This is a genomic window from Streptomyces sp. NRRL WC-3618 (assembly GCF_001280005.1).
Taxonomy (GTDB): Bacteria; Actinomycetota; Actinomycetes; order Streptomycetales; family Streptomycetaceae; genus Streptomyces.
Window position 1 is genome coordinate 37182 of record NZ_LGDW01000347.1, and the last position, 14587, is coordinate 51768.

General features: G+C 68.2%; 11 protein-coding genes. 7 read left to right on the top strand and 4 right to left on the bottom strand.

Annotated features, from left to right (window positions below):
* Nucleotides 1–110: 110 nt before the first annotated feature.
* Nucleotides 111–2360, bottom strand: a complete 2250-nt coding sequence (locus tag ADL01_RS25065) for a hypothetical protein (protein ID WP_234354781.1) — start codon at nucleotides 2358–2360, stop codon at nucleotides 111–113.
* Nucleotides 2361–2709: 349 nt separating this feature from the next.
* Between ADL01_RS25065 and ADL01_RS25070 the strand changes: the two genes are divergently transcribed.
* Nucleotides 2710–3081, top strand: a complete 372-nt coding sequence (locus ADL01_RS25070; RefSeq protein ID WP_053744317.1) for a hypothetical protein — start codon at nucleotides 2710–2712, stop codon at nucleotides 3079–3081.
* A 250-nt stretch (nucleotides 3082–3331) separates the two neighbouring features.
* On the opposite strand, the gene ADL01_RS25075 is transcribed toward ADL01_RS25070, so the two are convergent.
* A complete protein-coding gene (locus tag ADL01_RS25075; RefSeq protein WP_053744273.1) occupies nucleotides 3332–4765 on the bottom strand; it encodes an endo-1,4-beta-xylanase in 1434 nt (477 codons plus the stop codon).
* Between the two features lie 949 nt (nucleotides 4766–5714).
* Here ADL01_RS25075 and ADL01_RS25080 point away from each other — a divergent pair.
* Entirely contained in the window at nucleotides 5715–6962 is a 1248-nt protein-coding gene (locus ADL01_RS25080; RefSeq protein ID WP_107090990.1) for a L,D-transpeptidase family protein, read from the top strand.
* Nucleotides 6963–7045: 83 nt separating this feature from the next.
* On the opposite strand, the gene ADL01_RS25085 is transcribed toward ADL01_RS25080, so the two are convergent.
* Together ADL01_RS25085 and ADL01_RS25090 are read right to left on the bottom strand one after the other, a co-directional pair.
* Complete coding sequence (locus ADL01_RS25085; RefSeq protein WP_053744274.1) at nucleotides 7046–8047, bottom strand: chitinase C-terminal domain-containing protein; 1002 nt, start codon at nucleotides 8045–8047, stop codon at nucleotides 7046–7048.
* Nucleotides 8048–8313: 266 nt separating this feature from the next.
* Nucleotides 8314–8790: a plastocyanin/azurin family copper-binding protein gene (locus tag ADL01_RS25090; protein ID WP_053744275.1), complete on the bottom strand. Its 477-nt coding sequence runs from the start codon at nucleotides 8788–8790 to the stop codon at nucleotides 8314–8316.
* 150 nt (nucleotides 8791–8940) lie between these two features.
* Here ADL01_RS25090 and ADL01_RS25095 point away from each other — a divergent pair, with 150 nt between their 5' ends.
* The 5 genes from ADL01_RS25095 to ADL01_RS25115 all read left to right on the top strand — a co-directional run bounded on the left by ADL01_RS25095 (nucleotide 8941) and on the right by ADL01_RS25115 (nucleotide 14554).
* Nucleotides 8941–9516, top strand: coding sequence for an RNA polymerase sigma factor (locus ADL01_RS25095; protein ID WP_053744276.1), 576 nt, complete (start codon nucleotides 8941–8943; stop codon nucleotides 9514–9516).
* Between the two features lie 5 nt (nucleotides 9517–9521).
* A complete protein-coding gene (locus ADL01_RS25100; protein ID WP_107090991.1) occupies nucleotides 9522–10241 on the top strand; it encodes a hypothetical protein in 720 nt (239 codons plus the stop codon).
* 496 nt (nucleotides 10242–10737) lie between these two features.
* A complete protein-coding gene (locus tag ADL01_RS25105) occupies nucleotides 10738–12147 on the top strand; it encodes a family 2B encapsulin nanocompartment shell protein (RefSeq protein WP_053744277.1) in 1410 nt (469 codons plus the stop codon).
* A gap of 104 nt (nucleotides 12148–12251) precedes the next feature.
* A complete protein-coding gene (locus ADL01_RS25110) occupies nucleotides 12252–13643 on the top strand; it encodes a family 2 encapsulin nanocompartment cargo protein terpene cyclase (RefSeq protein ID WP_053744278.1) in 1392 nt (463 codons plus the stop codon).
* Between the two features lie 5 nt (nucleotides 13644–13648).
* A complete protein-coding gene (locus ADL01_RS25115; RefSeq protein ID WP_053744279.1) occupies nucleotides 13649–14554 on the top strand; it encodes a geranyl diphosphate 2-C-methyltransferase in 906 nt (301 codons plus the stop codon).
* The last annotated feature ends 33 nt before the right edge of the window (nucleotides 14555–14587 follow it).

Consider the following 14587-nt stretch of genomic DNA (forward strand, 5'->3'; position numbering starts at 1 on the left):
GTACGCGTGCTCCGTTTCTGTGGCGCTGTTTCAGCGGCTGCTGGTTCTGTGGCTGTTTCTGCGGCTGCTGGGGCGGTTGCACGGGGTCGAGTCGAGATGCGCGCAAAGACTCAGTGCCCGCGCGTGTGCTCGGTGACGAACGTGTATCCGTAGGGCAGCTCCCAGCCGTCCGCCTTGCCGAGCCTGCGGCAATGCTCCCGAAAGGCCGCTCGCTGGACTTCACTGGGCGAACACCCCGGCCGCAGGCGACGAAGGTGGCCGGGGACGAACTGGACGCCGTACAGCCCCTCGCCTGCTAGATCCGTGCCACCCCATGGGCGTATCACCCGCTGTCGGACCGAGCGGTAGGCGATGAGGGGAATGACTGGCTGGCCGTCGCGCGTCGGGTAGTGCGGTTGACCCCAGGCATCACGGCTGCCGAGGGCCGGTGCCAGGACCCGCTCCGCGAACAGTTCCGCGACCGCCGATTCCAGGGCGGCCGCCTGTGACCGTGCCGGCCGGCGCCCGTAGACCGCACTCGGCAGGACTGAACGGTCCATCAGGGCATGGCCGTCCGGCGTGAGCAGCCCGCAGCGGCGCACGGTGCGCATCACCAGTTGCCGTGGGCCGAGCCCGACCGGGCTGTCGCCATGGCGGTCGCTGCCCGGAACATCCTCCCTGGTGAGTACACGAGGGTCGTAACTGTGGCCGGTCTCGCGGTCGCCGACCCGCACCCGTTCCTGGAGGCTCGTCGTGGCCATGCGGATCACCGGGCCCCCGAGGCGCCTGCGAACCTCGAGCATCAGGCCGGGGAAGAAGTCGCCGGGCCAGAGGATTCCGGTCAACCGGCCCGAGTCGTCGCCGAGTTCCACGGTGACGTCCTGCACCGCCTCCTTCTCGTCCAACACCCCGTCGGCATGGTCGAGTTCGAGGCGCAGGGTCAGGCACGGGCCTTGGGACCGGTCAAGGTCTCGCACAGCGTCCGGGTGCAGGGGGAACCAGCCGTCGATGAGATGGGCCAGCCGCAGGGGCGACCGCCATACGACGTCGTTCGCATCGCTGCGCAGGAGTTCACCGGGTCCGAGGGACGCGTCGTCGGCGAGCGGCAGGTCGACCGGATCCAGCTCCGCTTCGGGCTCCGGCTCCGGCTCCGGTGGCGCAGGTAGCGTGGACGCCCATCCTCGTCCGGCCGGGGTCAGCGGATCTCCGGAAGGTTCCGCGCCACCGGGACGGTGGGACCGCCACACGCCCCCGCCCTCGAAAGCGTCGTCGAGCGTGATCCAGCAGCCGTTCTCGAACAGACCTTGGTCACTGTCTCGTTGGACCACATCGGCGAGCGCCACGTTCGCCCGGCACACGGCAGCGGCGTACCCCGGTCCCCTAAGCCGTTCCGTCGCCCCGGGGAACCCGCGCAACCTCGGTCCGACCGCTGTGTACACGGGGACAGCCGAGGTGAACCCGTGACGCCGTTGCGCCGGAATCGCCGCGTGTTCCACCGCTGCCGCAAGGGACTTGAGATCACCGCCACCCAGCGGCCCGGTGTCCCGCCAGCAGTCCGCGAGGGAGCTCCGGGTCATGGCGTAGTGACCCCAAGTGCGTAACGCATCGCTGGAGTCGAGGACTCCCCGCACCGTGTCGAGAAGACCGAGCAGGCCCGCCCTCAGGTCGTCGTCACGCGTTCCGCCCACCAGTTCGGCGAGGGAGACGGGCGCGAACGGGCTGAGCAACTGCTCCCGTGCCCTCGTCAGAAGATGGTCCGCATACGCCGTCAAGTCGTCGCGCCTGGCAGCGCCCTGGGACGGGTAGCAGACGTCGACGACGACATGACCGTCTCCGTTGATCCAGCGACGACGGGTGCGTAATCGATGGAGCTGGGCCGGCGACAGACTCAGAGCCGGGCCGAAGGCGTGGAGATCCGGAACCAGCAGCTCCCGACGCCGGGGAGCGGCGCCGCTCCCCGGATCGCCCGGCCCTTTGGCCCCCGCAGGCGCTCCCGACACCCAGACCGGTACGTCACCGTGCGTGCTCACCGCGGGATGCGCGCCTTCCCGGTAGACGATCTCGGCATAGAGAGGGTCCGATCCAGTGGCGACGCACACCATGGCACCGACCGGCAGCACGGGAGCACACTCGCCGAAGGTGATCACAGGGAAGTCGTCGAGGCGCAGAGGGCTGCCGCCGTAGCCCTCGCCGCCGAGGTCGTACCCGAAGTACACGGCATTGAAGGCGACAGTGGTGTGCACCGGCGCGGGCCGGGCCGCGACGACGGCTTCGAGGTAGCGCCGCAGGCGCTCACGTTCCTTCTCGGGTACCGCGTCGTAGCCCGTCGTCATCACGGAAGTCAGCAAGGGCTGATCGCCGTACGGATCGGGCACCTCCATTCCCTCACGCTCGCTGCCCCTTGCCGGCGCATACAGGTCCCCACCCATGACACCTCCGCCCCACCACAAGCCACCCAGGCTCGCCTGCGGTGATTCCGCAGACTATGCCGACAGGTGGCGCGCCTGTGGCATTTTCATCACTTTGCATTGGTTGACGGTGACCCAGCTCGACGTGTTCGCGCCGAAACCAGACCATCTGAGGAGTGGCAGGGACCGTCAATCGGTCAGAAACGGAGCAGCGGCAGCGGCAGGCGCACATCGTCCGTTTCTCAAGTGACCTGATCTGATTCGCCGTTGATCTCAGTTGATCTGGTTCGTCATCCTGATCGCGGCACTACTCTGTCGAGCCATGAACGCGGACCGCTGGTTGGCAGACACCCGGACCTCCTACGACACGGTCGCGGTCAGCTATGCCGACCAACTACGCGAGGCTCTGGCCGGGGCGCCGTACCTTCGGGCGGCTCTGGCGCTGTTCGCCGACTTCCGGCGCGTGTTGCGCCCCGGCGGACCGCTGCTGCTCGGCTTTCACGTCGGCAACGAGTCAAGGCTGAAGACGCAGGGCTACGGCGGCCACCCGATGAACGTCCCCGTTCACCGCCGCCAGCCTGACCAAGTGGCGGGCTGGCTACGCGATGCCGGGTTCACCGTCGAGGCTCACCTGCTTGTCGACCCCGACGAGAGCGTTCCAGGTGCGGTCCTCTTCGCACGCCGTCAGTCCTAGCCACGCCAGCTGGCCGGTTGAAGCCGACGGCACAGCGACGTCGGACCACATCAATTGAGACAGCCCCCGGCCTCCGCTCGCCCGGGACCACATCAGCAGGCGTTGGTGCCCCCCGTCGCCGCCTCGGCGGGCGCCGGGTTCACCGCGACGCAATGCCGATCGCGAGGGTCGCCGCCACTACGGCGGCGACCCGGGGCCACTAGCGATGTCTCCGTGAAGAGGCGAGGGAAGCCGGTTGTGGCGGGTTTCGTCAGGTGCGGGTCCAGTGTTGGTTGCTGGTGTTCGAGCAGGAGGAGAGCTGGATCTGGGTGCCGTTGGCCGTGCCGCCTGCGGCGGTGTCGAGGCAGAGGCCGGACTGGACGCCGACGATGGATCCGTCCGAGTTGAGGCGCCATTTCTGGTTGTCGCCGCCCCAGCAGCCGTAGATCTGGACCTTGGTACCGGCGCCGGTGCCGGCGGCGTCCAGGCACTTGTTGCCGTAGACCGTGAGCTCGCCGGCGGCGGTGGACGCCCACTGCTGGTTGGTGCCGTTGTGGCAGTCCCACAGCTGGACCTGGGTACCGTCAGTGGTGCTGCTGCCGGGCACGTCCAGGCAGCGGCCCGAACCGACGCCCTTGATCGCTCCAGAACCCGCAGGGGGCGTGGGTGTGCCGCCGTTGAGTGCGTTGAGGACGGAGGTGTAGGCGGGCTTCTTGCTGCCGTTGCCGTTGAACAGCAGCGGTGTCTGCTCCGATCGCCAGGAGTCGGTGTCGCGCACGCCCCAGACGGTGATGCCGAGGCAGCGCGGGACCGCCAGGCAGTCGTTGGCCACGTTCGCGTAGGTCGTGGCCGAGGCGCCCTGGATGTCGAGTTCGGTGATGGCCACGTCGACGCCGAGGGCGGCGAAGTTCTGCAGGGTGGTGCGGAAGTTGCTGTTGTAGGGGCTGCCGCTGTTGAAGTGCGACTGGAAGCCGACGCAGTCGATCGGTACGCCGCGCTGCTTGAAGTCCCGGACCATGGAGTACATGGCCTGGGTCTTGGCCCAGGTCCAGTTCTCGACGTTGTAGTCGTTGTAGCAGAGCTTGGCGGCCGGGTCGGCGGCGCGCGCGGTGCGGAAGGCGACCTCGATCCAGTCGTTGCCGCTGCGTTGCAGGTTGGAGTCGCGCCGGGCTCCCGAATTGCCGTCGTCGAACGCCTCGTTCACGACGTCCCACTGGGCGATCTTGCCTTTGTAGTGGGCCATCACGCCGTTGATGTGGCCGATCATCGCCTGGCGCAGCGTGCTGCCGCTGAGGCTCTGCATCCAGCCGGGCTGCTGGGAGTACCAGGCCAGAGTATGGCCGCGCACCTGCTTGCCGTTCTGCACCGCCCAGTTGTAGACGCGGTCACCGGCGCTGAAGTTGAACTGGCCCCGCTGCGGCTCGGTGGCGTCGATCTTCATCTCGTTCTCGGGCGTCACCATGTTGAACTCACGGCCCGCGATCGACGTGTACGCCGAATCGCCCAGCCTGCCCGAGGCGATGGCGGTGCCGAAGTAGCGGCCGCTCTGCGCAGCCGCGGCGCCGAGCGTGTTCTCGGCGGCGTGTGCGGTCGGCGGCGTGACCAGCGCGGCGACCGTACCGAGGACGCCGACGACCAGCGCCACCAGCAGGCCGCGGATCTTCCGGAAGCGGATATCTGGTCTGGGAAGGGCATACGAGCCCATGGCTGTGCCTCCAAGGTAGAAATCACGGAAGGACTGAAACGCAGGACGGTGCGCCGTCCGCTCCCACTCGGCAGACGGACGGGGTGGGCCGGAACCCGGTCAACCGTCGGGTGCCGTGGGCGGGCGGCGGCGGTCTTTCGGCACAGGCATGGGGGTGCGCATGGGGTGCTCCATCGCGGCTCAGCCGGGGGACCGCCACGCGGCGTCACGTACCTCTCCGCTGTGCGAAGAGCCAGGATGCGCTGGTGCGAACCTCACCGGAACGAAACGGGGTGGCGCGGGTGCTTTGGTGCGGCGGATCTGTCGTGCGGGTGTGCGTGGATCTGCCGTGCAACAGGGATTGCCCGGGGCGACGTATTCGACATCTCGAACCGCGGCCGGTCTCAGACTGGGATGATTGAGGCATTGACGATGGTCGTCAATACTCCTCGCAGAAGAAGTTTCGGTCCGCTCATCGAAACTTTCTGAAATCCGGGCGCGCGGGAGGGCGAATCACCGCGCCACCCGTCCAGGGTGCCGCAGGGCCGGGGCCGGGGCGAGTCGCGGACGCCGCTCACTGGGCCTCTCCCCCACGCGTACGCCTTGAACAGGTGAGCTGCATCCGCACCTAGCGGAGTGGGTCGGGCCGGCGCGACAGCTTGCCAAGCCCCTAGGGGGGTGCTGTTTGTGGACAGATCGGCTACAGGCCTTGACCAAAGGGCCCCGTATTCCTAGCTTGAGGCGTCAAACCAACCGGGAATTCTTCGAAACTTTCGAGATCGCCCCCCAACCCCCGAAGGAGGCGTCCACCCTGTCGGCGCGGCGGCCGTAGACCCCGGGCAAATCGTGCTCCTCGCCACAATTTGTCCATTTACGAATGGAAGCGTGCCTATGGTTTCAAAGCCGGTCGCCCCACTTCGGTGATCGGCGCACGGACGCACAGCCAATGCCATGGGAGAAGCGCTTCATGATGCTGGGTAAACGACACACCGGACTGGTGGCCGCGGCCGGTGCCCTCGGCGGCGTACTCGCGGTCACGGCCCTCGGCGGCACGAGCAGCGCTGCCGTCGGCGGCAACCAAGCCGGGGACAGCCCCACATCGCAGGCGCAGGCACCTCCGACGGTCGCCCAAGAAGCCTCCGACGCCCGAATAGCGATAACGTCCGGGCAAGGCGCGTACGGCGTCGCGATCAACGATCCGGTCAGTGTCACCGTCAGCAACGGCAAGCTCACCCAAGTGACCATGACCGCCGTCGCGACCGGCGCCGAGGTTCCGGGCACTCTGTCCGCCGACGGCACCTCCTGGACGCCGAACGGCCCGCTGGAGCGTGCCACCAAGTATCAGATCGCCGCGGAGGCCCAGGACGCCAAGGGCCGTTCCGCCAATGACAGTGCCGCGATCACCACGGTCTCCCCGGCCAACGACTTCGTCGGGCACCTCTCCCCCGAGGACGGCTCGACCGTCGGCGTGGGCCTGCCGGTGAGGGTCGACTTCGACCAGGCGATCAGCGACAAGGCCGCGGTGCAGTCGGAGATCCAGGTCAGCTCGAGCAGCGGCCAGCAGGTCGTCGGCCACTGGTTCAACGACCACCGCCTGGACTTGCGCCCCGAGAAATACTGGAAGCCCGGCTCCACGGTCACCGTCACTCTCAGCCACCAGGGTGTCCAGAAGACGGTCACGTTCACGATCGGCCGGAGCCAGATCAGCACCGTGGACGCGAAGACGAAGCACATGACCGTCGTACGGGGCGGGAAGACGATCCGAACCATCCCGATCTCGTCGGGCAGCCCCGAACACCCGACGCACAACGGCCAGATGGTGATCGCCGAGAAGTTCTGGCACACCCATATGAACGGTGCGAGCGTCGGCCTCACGGAGAAGGACGGCAAGCCCTCGTACGACATCAAGGCCGTACCGCACGCCATGCGCCTGACCGACTCGGGCACGTTCATCCACGGCAACTACTGGGCCGACGACTGGGCCTTCGGCAAGGTCAACAAGAGCCACGGCTGCATAGGCCTGAAGGATGTCAGGGGCGGCGTCGACAGCAGGCGACCCGCCGCGTGGTTCTTCGACCACTCGATGATCGGCGACGTGGTGATCGTCAAGAACTCCGTGGACAAGACCACGTTGGCCCCGGACAACGGCCTCAGCGACTGGAACATGCCGTGGAGCGAGTGGGTCGCGGGCAGCGCGACGCCCCTTTCCCAGGGTTAGCCTCGACCATCCACAAGGTCCCCGCCAGCTTGCTGACGGGGATCTTGCGGCACTCTCCGGTTATTTGATCAAAAGGTGCCGTGTCAGCCGGCGCTGCCGATCAGCTTCCAGGGCTCCTGGTCGGCGTCGGCGCCGGTGCCCGGGGCACTGCCCTTCGTCTCCCACTTGGCCTTCCAGACCTTGCCGTTGTACGTGACCGTCGTCTGCTCGATCGGCTGGCTTGCCGGAGAGTAGATCTTGGTCGCGTCCCAGTTCCCGGCACTGCAGCCACCGGCCGGCGGGGTCGCCGTACCGAGTCCCTTGAGGTTGTCGGTCACCGGCGCGTACGCCGTACCGCCGATCGACAGACTCGTGTTCACCGGACCGGTGATCGGGAGGAAGTAGATGATCGGCAGGTCGAGCGACTTCCCGGCCGGGATGATCTGGCAGTAGTCCAGCGTCGTGCTGACCCGGTGGAACGTCGAACCGGCCGCCGGCTGCCACTGACCCACTTGGGCACCGGTCTGCCAGTTGGCGTCCTTGACCAGCGGTGACGTCGAGGCCGGGATGTCGAACGACAGCTTCGTGTCCTTGCCACCGCCGAGCGTGCGCCCGGTGTTGTTGGTGATCCGGACGGTCGGCTGCAACGGCCACAGGTTCGCCGTGGCGGTCGGGTAGTTGACCATCTCGACGCTCAGGTTGGCGGTCACCGTCGGCGCGGCACCACCGGTGCCGGCGCGCAGGCTGTTGCTGTAGGCGCCAATATTGCCCAGCTTTGCGTTCAGCCGGGTGGTCAGCGTGTACCCCATCCCGCACGGGGTGTCCGGCTGGACGTCCGCCGGGCAGGAGTAGTCGCCGCCGAGCTCCCACATCATCACGCCGCCCGCACCGGTCGACTTGACCAGATCGGTGACCGCGTCGATGCCCTGCTCGTCCTCGGCGACGATCAGCTCGTCGGGCCCCTCGCTCAGGACGAGCGCGATGTTGACCCGGCCGCCGATCCGGCGCGGGTTGGTCACGTCGTCGTCGGTCTGCAGGAAGTAGACCTCACGGGTCGGGATGGGATTGCGGTAACCGGTGTCGACGACCCAGGTGTGGTGCAGCACGGTGTGCTGATGCGTGTTGCCCTGGCTGTCGGTCGTGGTGAAGGTCTGGCTGGGCTGTGGGTTGCTGCGCGGAGGAGGCTCCGGGCCGGCTCCTGAAGCATCACGATCGGCACCTGCAACGCCTGCTGCCGGACCGTGTTGGTCCACTTGCTGCCGGTCTTCGCCTTGATACTGGCCCCTGCATGTTCCAGGAGACCAAGGGCGTGGTGGCCGCAGGGAAATCGGTGGCGGCGGCCGGAACGGCAATTTTCTTCGGCGGTCATCGCTCAGTACCCGTTACGCGGGGACGTGGTGTTGCCGCTGCCGGACGGTGCCGGGGTTCCGCCGACGGCGATCTTCGTGTTCATGCCGAGGTCCCGGTGTCCGCCGATCGGGCAGAAGACCTGGTACGTGCCGGACTTCAGCGTCAGCGTGAGGGCCGTGGACTGCCCGGGGTTCACCGTCTTGCTGCGATTGCTGCCACCGGGTCCCACGAGCTCCAGGGCGTGTTGGTGCCGGCCCTTGTTCTGTGCGGTGAAGGTGTACTGGCCAGGCCGGTACTTGTGCGTCGAGAGCTGGATGTGGAAGTCGGTGAGCACCGCCGTGACGCGGGTCGCCGAGGTACCGGCCTTCGTCGGGGCCGGGGTCGTCGTGGCGCCGGTGCTGCTGCCGTAGCCGCCGCTTCCACAGGCGGCGAGCAGGGCGGTCAGACCGCCGGCGGCCACGCCGAGGAGTACACGGTTGCGGGTGCGCGGGTTGGTCATGATTCGGTCCTCCGGAATGTCCCCCTGCCAGGGGTACGACGCTGCCGGGCGAAGGGATTGCGGCCGGCCGGATCGCAGCGAGACAGGCGAAGCCAGGTGGATAATTTGCGCTGACGCAATACATTCCGGTCGGCGAACCGTAGTCCTGATATGTGGCGCATGAGCTTGTCCCTCGGGCGGGTGCCGGACGAGGCACTGCTCACTGGTCTGGCGACGGGCGATCCCGAACTCGTCGTCGCGTTCGTGCGCCGTTTCCAGGGCGTGGTCTTCGGCGTGGCCGTGACCGTGCTGGGCGACCCCCAGCTCGCCGAGGACGTCGCCCAGCAGACCTTCGAGCGGGCCTGGCGGCACGCACAGGTGTACGACCCCCGGCGCGGCTCGGTACGAGCATGGCTGACGGCCATCGCGCACAACCTGGCCATCGACACGGCACGGGCCCGGCGCGCGAGCCCGGTCGCCCCGGCGGACCTGGACGCGCTGTTCGGCAGCGTGACCGAGACGCCCGAGCGGCGGGCGCTCGCCGACGACAGCGCGCAGCGGGTCAGGCGAGCGGTCGCGGAGCTGCCCCGGGAGCAGGCGCGGGCCCTGGTGATGGCCGGGATCTACGGCATGACGGCGCGGGAGGTCGCGGAGGCGGAGCACGTTCCGCTGGGCACGGCGAAGACCCGTATCCGCACCGGGACGCTCAAGGTACGGGCCCTGCTGGAACCGGAGGAGAAGCGGTGAGCGGCATGGAGTGCGAGCGGCTGCGGGAGCTGGACGCCGAACTGGCGCTCGGGGTCCTGCCGGCCCGTGAGCGGGCCGAGGCGGTCGCCCATCTGGACGACTGCCCGGAGTGCCGGGAGCGCGTCGCGCGGCTGACGGAGGTCGGCGACGACCTGCTCACGCTGCTGCCGGACGCCGAGCCGCCGGTCGGCTTCGAGAGCCGGGTCGTACGGGCCCTGGGCGCGGAGCCCGCTCCGAAGCGCCGTCGGGTGTGGCAGCGGCGGCGGAACCGGCAAGGACAGTGGCGCTGGCAGGGGCGTCGGCACCGGTTGCGGCTGGCGGCGGCCGCGGTGGCCGCGACCCTGGCCTGCGGTGTCGGTGGATGGGCGATCGGCACGGCAGTCGTGGGCGCGCCTACGGCGGTCTCGCAGCGGACGGACGGCGGCCTGCGACAGGCGGCCCTGGTCGCCGACGGCCATGAGGTGGGCCGTATCTTCGCCCACACCGGTGGCCAGGGCTGGGTGTACATGTCCGTCGACCTCGGCAGGTCCGGCCAGGGACCGGTGCGGTGTCTGCTCGTGCACGGCGACGGATCGGCGGTGCCGGTGGGCTCGTTCCCGCTCAAGGACGGTTACGGGTACTGGGGCGCACCGGCCGAGGTCGATCCCGCGACGGTGACTGGCGCCCGCTTGATGTCCCCGGACGGAACCGTCGTGGCCACGGCACACTTCTCGGCCAGTGCGTGACGCCGACGGTTCATTCGCCCATCGGTACGAGGACGCGTCTTCGCCCCCGCCGGGTCGGGCCGACTGCGCACCCGGGAGATGACAACGCCCCGACCGGTTGGGGGACAACGGCGAAGGGATCCATGCTGTTTGCTCCTACCGTCGGTCAGGCGGTACGACCGACGACCCTATCCCTCCGCCGAACTCCGGTGTCCTGTACGGACGTTACAAGTCGAAGCCCCGGCGTTGTCCGTGCGCGACAAGGGTCGGCGGAGAGTTCGGCGGACGCGCCGCCCGAACGGGGCCCGAACCCGGTCGGCGCCCGGGCAAACATCGTGCGGGCGCGATCATCGTATCGAGTTAATGTCCCCGACTTTCCTTGGTCCACAGGACGAAGCGGCCACTACTGTTCACCTGGATCTGGACGGATTCTCCCTTGAATACCCCCCTTTTCTCCTGTTGGTCCGATGAGCCCATACAGGTGCCATCACCGCTTTGAGCAAGGAGAGCTCGCCCGATGACTGTTGACTCGAGCCCGGAAGCGCAACTGGAGCCGCCCCGACAATCCCTCGGCACGGCGGCCGCCCGCAACCTCGCCACCACCACCAGGTCCGCCCCGCAGATGCAGGAGATCACCTCTCGCTGGCTGCTGCGGATGCTCCCCTGGGTGGAGGCCAAGGGCGGGGCCTACCGGGTCAACCGTCGTCTGACCTACACCGTCGGCTACGGGAGCGTGGAGTTCGTCCAGGACGGCGCCGCTGTCCGGGTGATCCCCCAGGAGCTCGGTGAACTGGCCCTGCTACGCGGCTTCGACGACGTGGAGGTGCTGACCGCCCTCGCCGATCGGTGCGTCCAACGCGACTTCCGGGTCGGCGAGACGCTCGTGGAGCGCGGTGCGCCCGCGCGTCAACTCCACCTGATCGCCCACGGCCGCGTCAGCCGGACCTCCGTCGGCAGGTACGGCGACGAGGTCGCCGTGGACGTACTCGCCAATGGCGACCGGTTCGGGGACCATGCGCTGCTGGACGGGAACGCCCCGTGGGAGCACACCGCCACCGCCGTGACCTCGGGCACCCTGCTCACCCTGTCGCGCGCCGACTTCGAGGCGGTGCTGTCCACCGCGCCGGGCCTCCGGGACCACATCGAGGGGTTCAAGTCCCTTCCCCGGCAACGCCAGAACCGCAAGGGCGAGGCGGAGATCGCGATGTCGGCCGGCCACACCGGCGAGCATGATCTGCCCGGCACGTTCGTCGACTACGAGCTGAAACCGCGCGAGTACGAACTCTCGGTCGCGCAGACCATTCTGCGGATCCACACGAGGGTCTCCGACCTCTACAACGGGCCGATGAATCAGACCAAGGAGCAACTCAGGCTCACCGTCGAGGCGTTGCGCGAGCGCCAGGAGCATGAGCTGATCAACAACAGGGAGTTCGGTCTACTCCACAACGCCGACTTCAAGCAGCGCATCCAGACGCGCTCCGGCCCGCCGACCCCGGACGACATGGACGAGCTGCTCTGCCGCCGCCGCGGGTCGAAGTTCTACCTCGCACACCCCAAAACCATCGCGGCGATCGGGCGTGAGTTCAACGCGCGCGGGCTCTGTCCGGACCACGTCGACATCGGTGGTCAGCAGGTTCCGGCCTGGCGCGGGGTGCCCATCCTTCCCTGCAACAAGATCCCCATCACGCGGGAGATGACGAGCTCGATCCTCTGCATGCGTACCGGCGAGGACAAGCAGGGCGTCATCGGTCTTCATCAGACGGGTTTGCCGGACGAGTACGAACCGGGTCTGTCCGTCCGGTTCATGGGCGTCGACGAGAAGGCGATCACCTCCTACCTCGTCAGCGCCTACTACTCGGCCGCCATCCTCGTGCCGGACGCGGTCGGCGTACTGGAGAACGTGCAGATCGCCCGCTGGCCCAGGTAGCGGGCCCGGACCGCAAGTCCCGCTGCCCCCTCCGGACCCTCCGAGTCGGCCGCGCGTGCCCGACGGGTCCCAGGACAGCCGCCCACCCCACCAAGGAGTCATCGATGCCCGCGCCCGAGCCGACACCTCCGCAGCCGAGCCTGCCCGCGGCCGCTGCCCATTTCGGGGCGCATGTCCTCGCTGAAGCCGCGGCCCGTGCCTGCGATATCAAGGCCGCCACCGGCGACTCACCCGGTGCGCCGGCCTTGCCCGTCCCGCCTGCAATTGTCGTGTCGGCACCGCCGCTTCCCGCTGATGCCCCGACAGCCGTGGTGCCCACAGTCGAGGTGCCGACAACCGTGGTGCCGACAGCCGACGTGCCAACAACCGTGGTACCGACAGGCGAGGTGCCGACACCGATCCCCGGCCTCGAACGGATCCTGCGCGGCCCCACAGGACTGGGCACGGCGGGCCTGCGGCTGATCCTGCGGGAGGAGCCACCGACGCCTTCGAAGCCGTCGGCAGCCACGGCCGCGGAAGGCACGCCGATCCCGGGCCTCTACCACCACCAGGTGGCCGAGCCCGACCCGGTGCGGGTCGAAGAGGTCAGCCGGAGGATCAAGGCCTGGGCGTTGGACGAGGTCTCCCTGTATCCCAAGGACCTGGAGGAGCAGTTCGACGGGTTCTCCGTGGGCCGCTACATGGTCGGCTGCCATCCGGACGCGCCCACCGTCGACCACCTGATGATCGCCACCCGCCTGATGGTGGCCGAGAACGCGCTGGATGACTACTACTGCGAGGACCACGGGGGCTCGCCCGTCGGCCTCGGCGAACGCCTTCTGCTGGCACACACGGCACTCGACCCCCTCCACACGACGGAGGAGTACCAGGCGCCATGGGCGAAGTCGCTCCACTCGGACGCGCCTCGGCGCGCCTACCGCTCCGCCATGGACTACTTCGTCCAGGCGGCCAGTCCCTCCCAGAGCGACCGTTTCCGGCACGACATGGCCCGGCTTCACCTGGGGTATCTCGCCGAAGCCGCCTGGGCACAGCTGGACCGCGTACCCGAGGTGTGGGAGTACCTGGCGATGCGCCAGTTCAACAACTTCCGCCCCTGCCCGACCATCACCGACACCGTCGGCGGCTACGAACTGCCGATGGACCTGCATTCCCAGGCCGCCATGCAGAAGGTCATCGCACTCGCCTCGAACGCGACGACCATCGTGAACGACCTGTACTCGTACACCAAGGAACTCGACGCTCCTGGCCGGCACCTGAACCTGCCCGTCGTGATCGCCGAACGTGAGGGCCTCTCCGACCGGGACGCCTATCTGAAGTCGGTCGAGATCCACAACGACCTCATGCACGCCTTCGAGACCGAAGCCAAAGCCCTGACCGCCGACTGCCCCCTCCCGAGTCTCCAGCGCTTCCTTCGGGGCGTGGCCGCCTGGGTCGACGGCAACCACAACTGGCACCGGACCAACACCTATCGCTACAGCCTGCCCGATTTCTGGTAGCAAGAATGGACTCATCTGTGAGCAGCACGGTCAGCACCGAACTCACCGCCACCACCGACGCGCGTCTGCGCATCCCCGGCCCGGCGACTCCCTACCAGGGAGACATCGCCCGCTACTGGGACGGGGAGGCCAGGCCCGTGAACCTGCGTCTCGGCGATGTCGACGGTCTGTATCACCACCACTACGGCATCGGTGAAGTCGACCACTCGGCACTCGGCGATGCCGAGGACAGCGAGAGCGAGAAGAGGCTGATCGCCGAGCTCCACCGCCTGGAGTCGGCGCAGGCCGATCTCCTCCTGGAACACCTCGGCGACATCGAGCGGGACGACACCCTGGTGGACGCCGGCTGCGGGCGCGGTGGGTCGATGGTGATGGCGCACCAACGCTTCGGATGCAAGGTCGAAGGTGTCACGCTGTCGGCCAAGCAGGCCGACTTCGCCAACCGGCGTGCCCACGAACTCCGCATCCAGGACCATGTGCGCGCCCGCGTCTGCAACATGCTCTCCACGCCTTTCGAGACCGGGCAGGCCACGGCCTCGTGGAACAACGAGTCGAGCATGTACGTCGATCTGCAGGACCTCTTCGCGGAGCACTCCCGCATCCTCGAGGTCGGCGGTCGCTACGTGACCATCACCGGCTGCTGGAACCCTCGGTACGGCCAGCCGTCGAAGTGGGTCTCCCAGATCAACGCGCACTTCGAGTGCAACATCCACTCGCGCCGGGAGTACCTGCGGGCCATGGCCGACAACCGCCTGGTGCCTCAGGCGGTCATCGACCTCACGCCGGCCACTCTCCCCTACTGGGAGCTGCGGGCAACGTCGTCGCTGGTCACGGGAATTGAGGACGCGTTCACCAACTCGTACAAGGACGGGTCCTTCCAGTACCTGCTCATCGCCGCCGACCGAGTCTGACATACGTATGTGGGCCGGCTCGGAGCGTCTGCT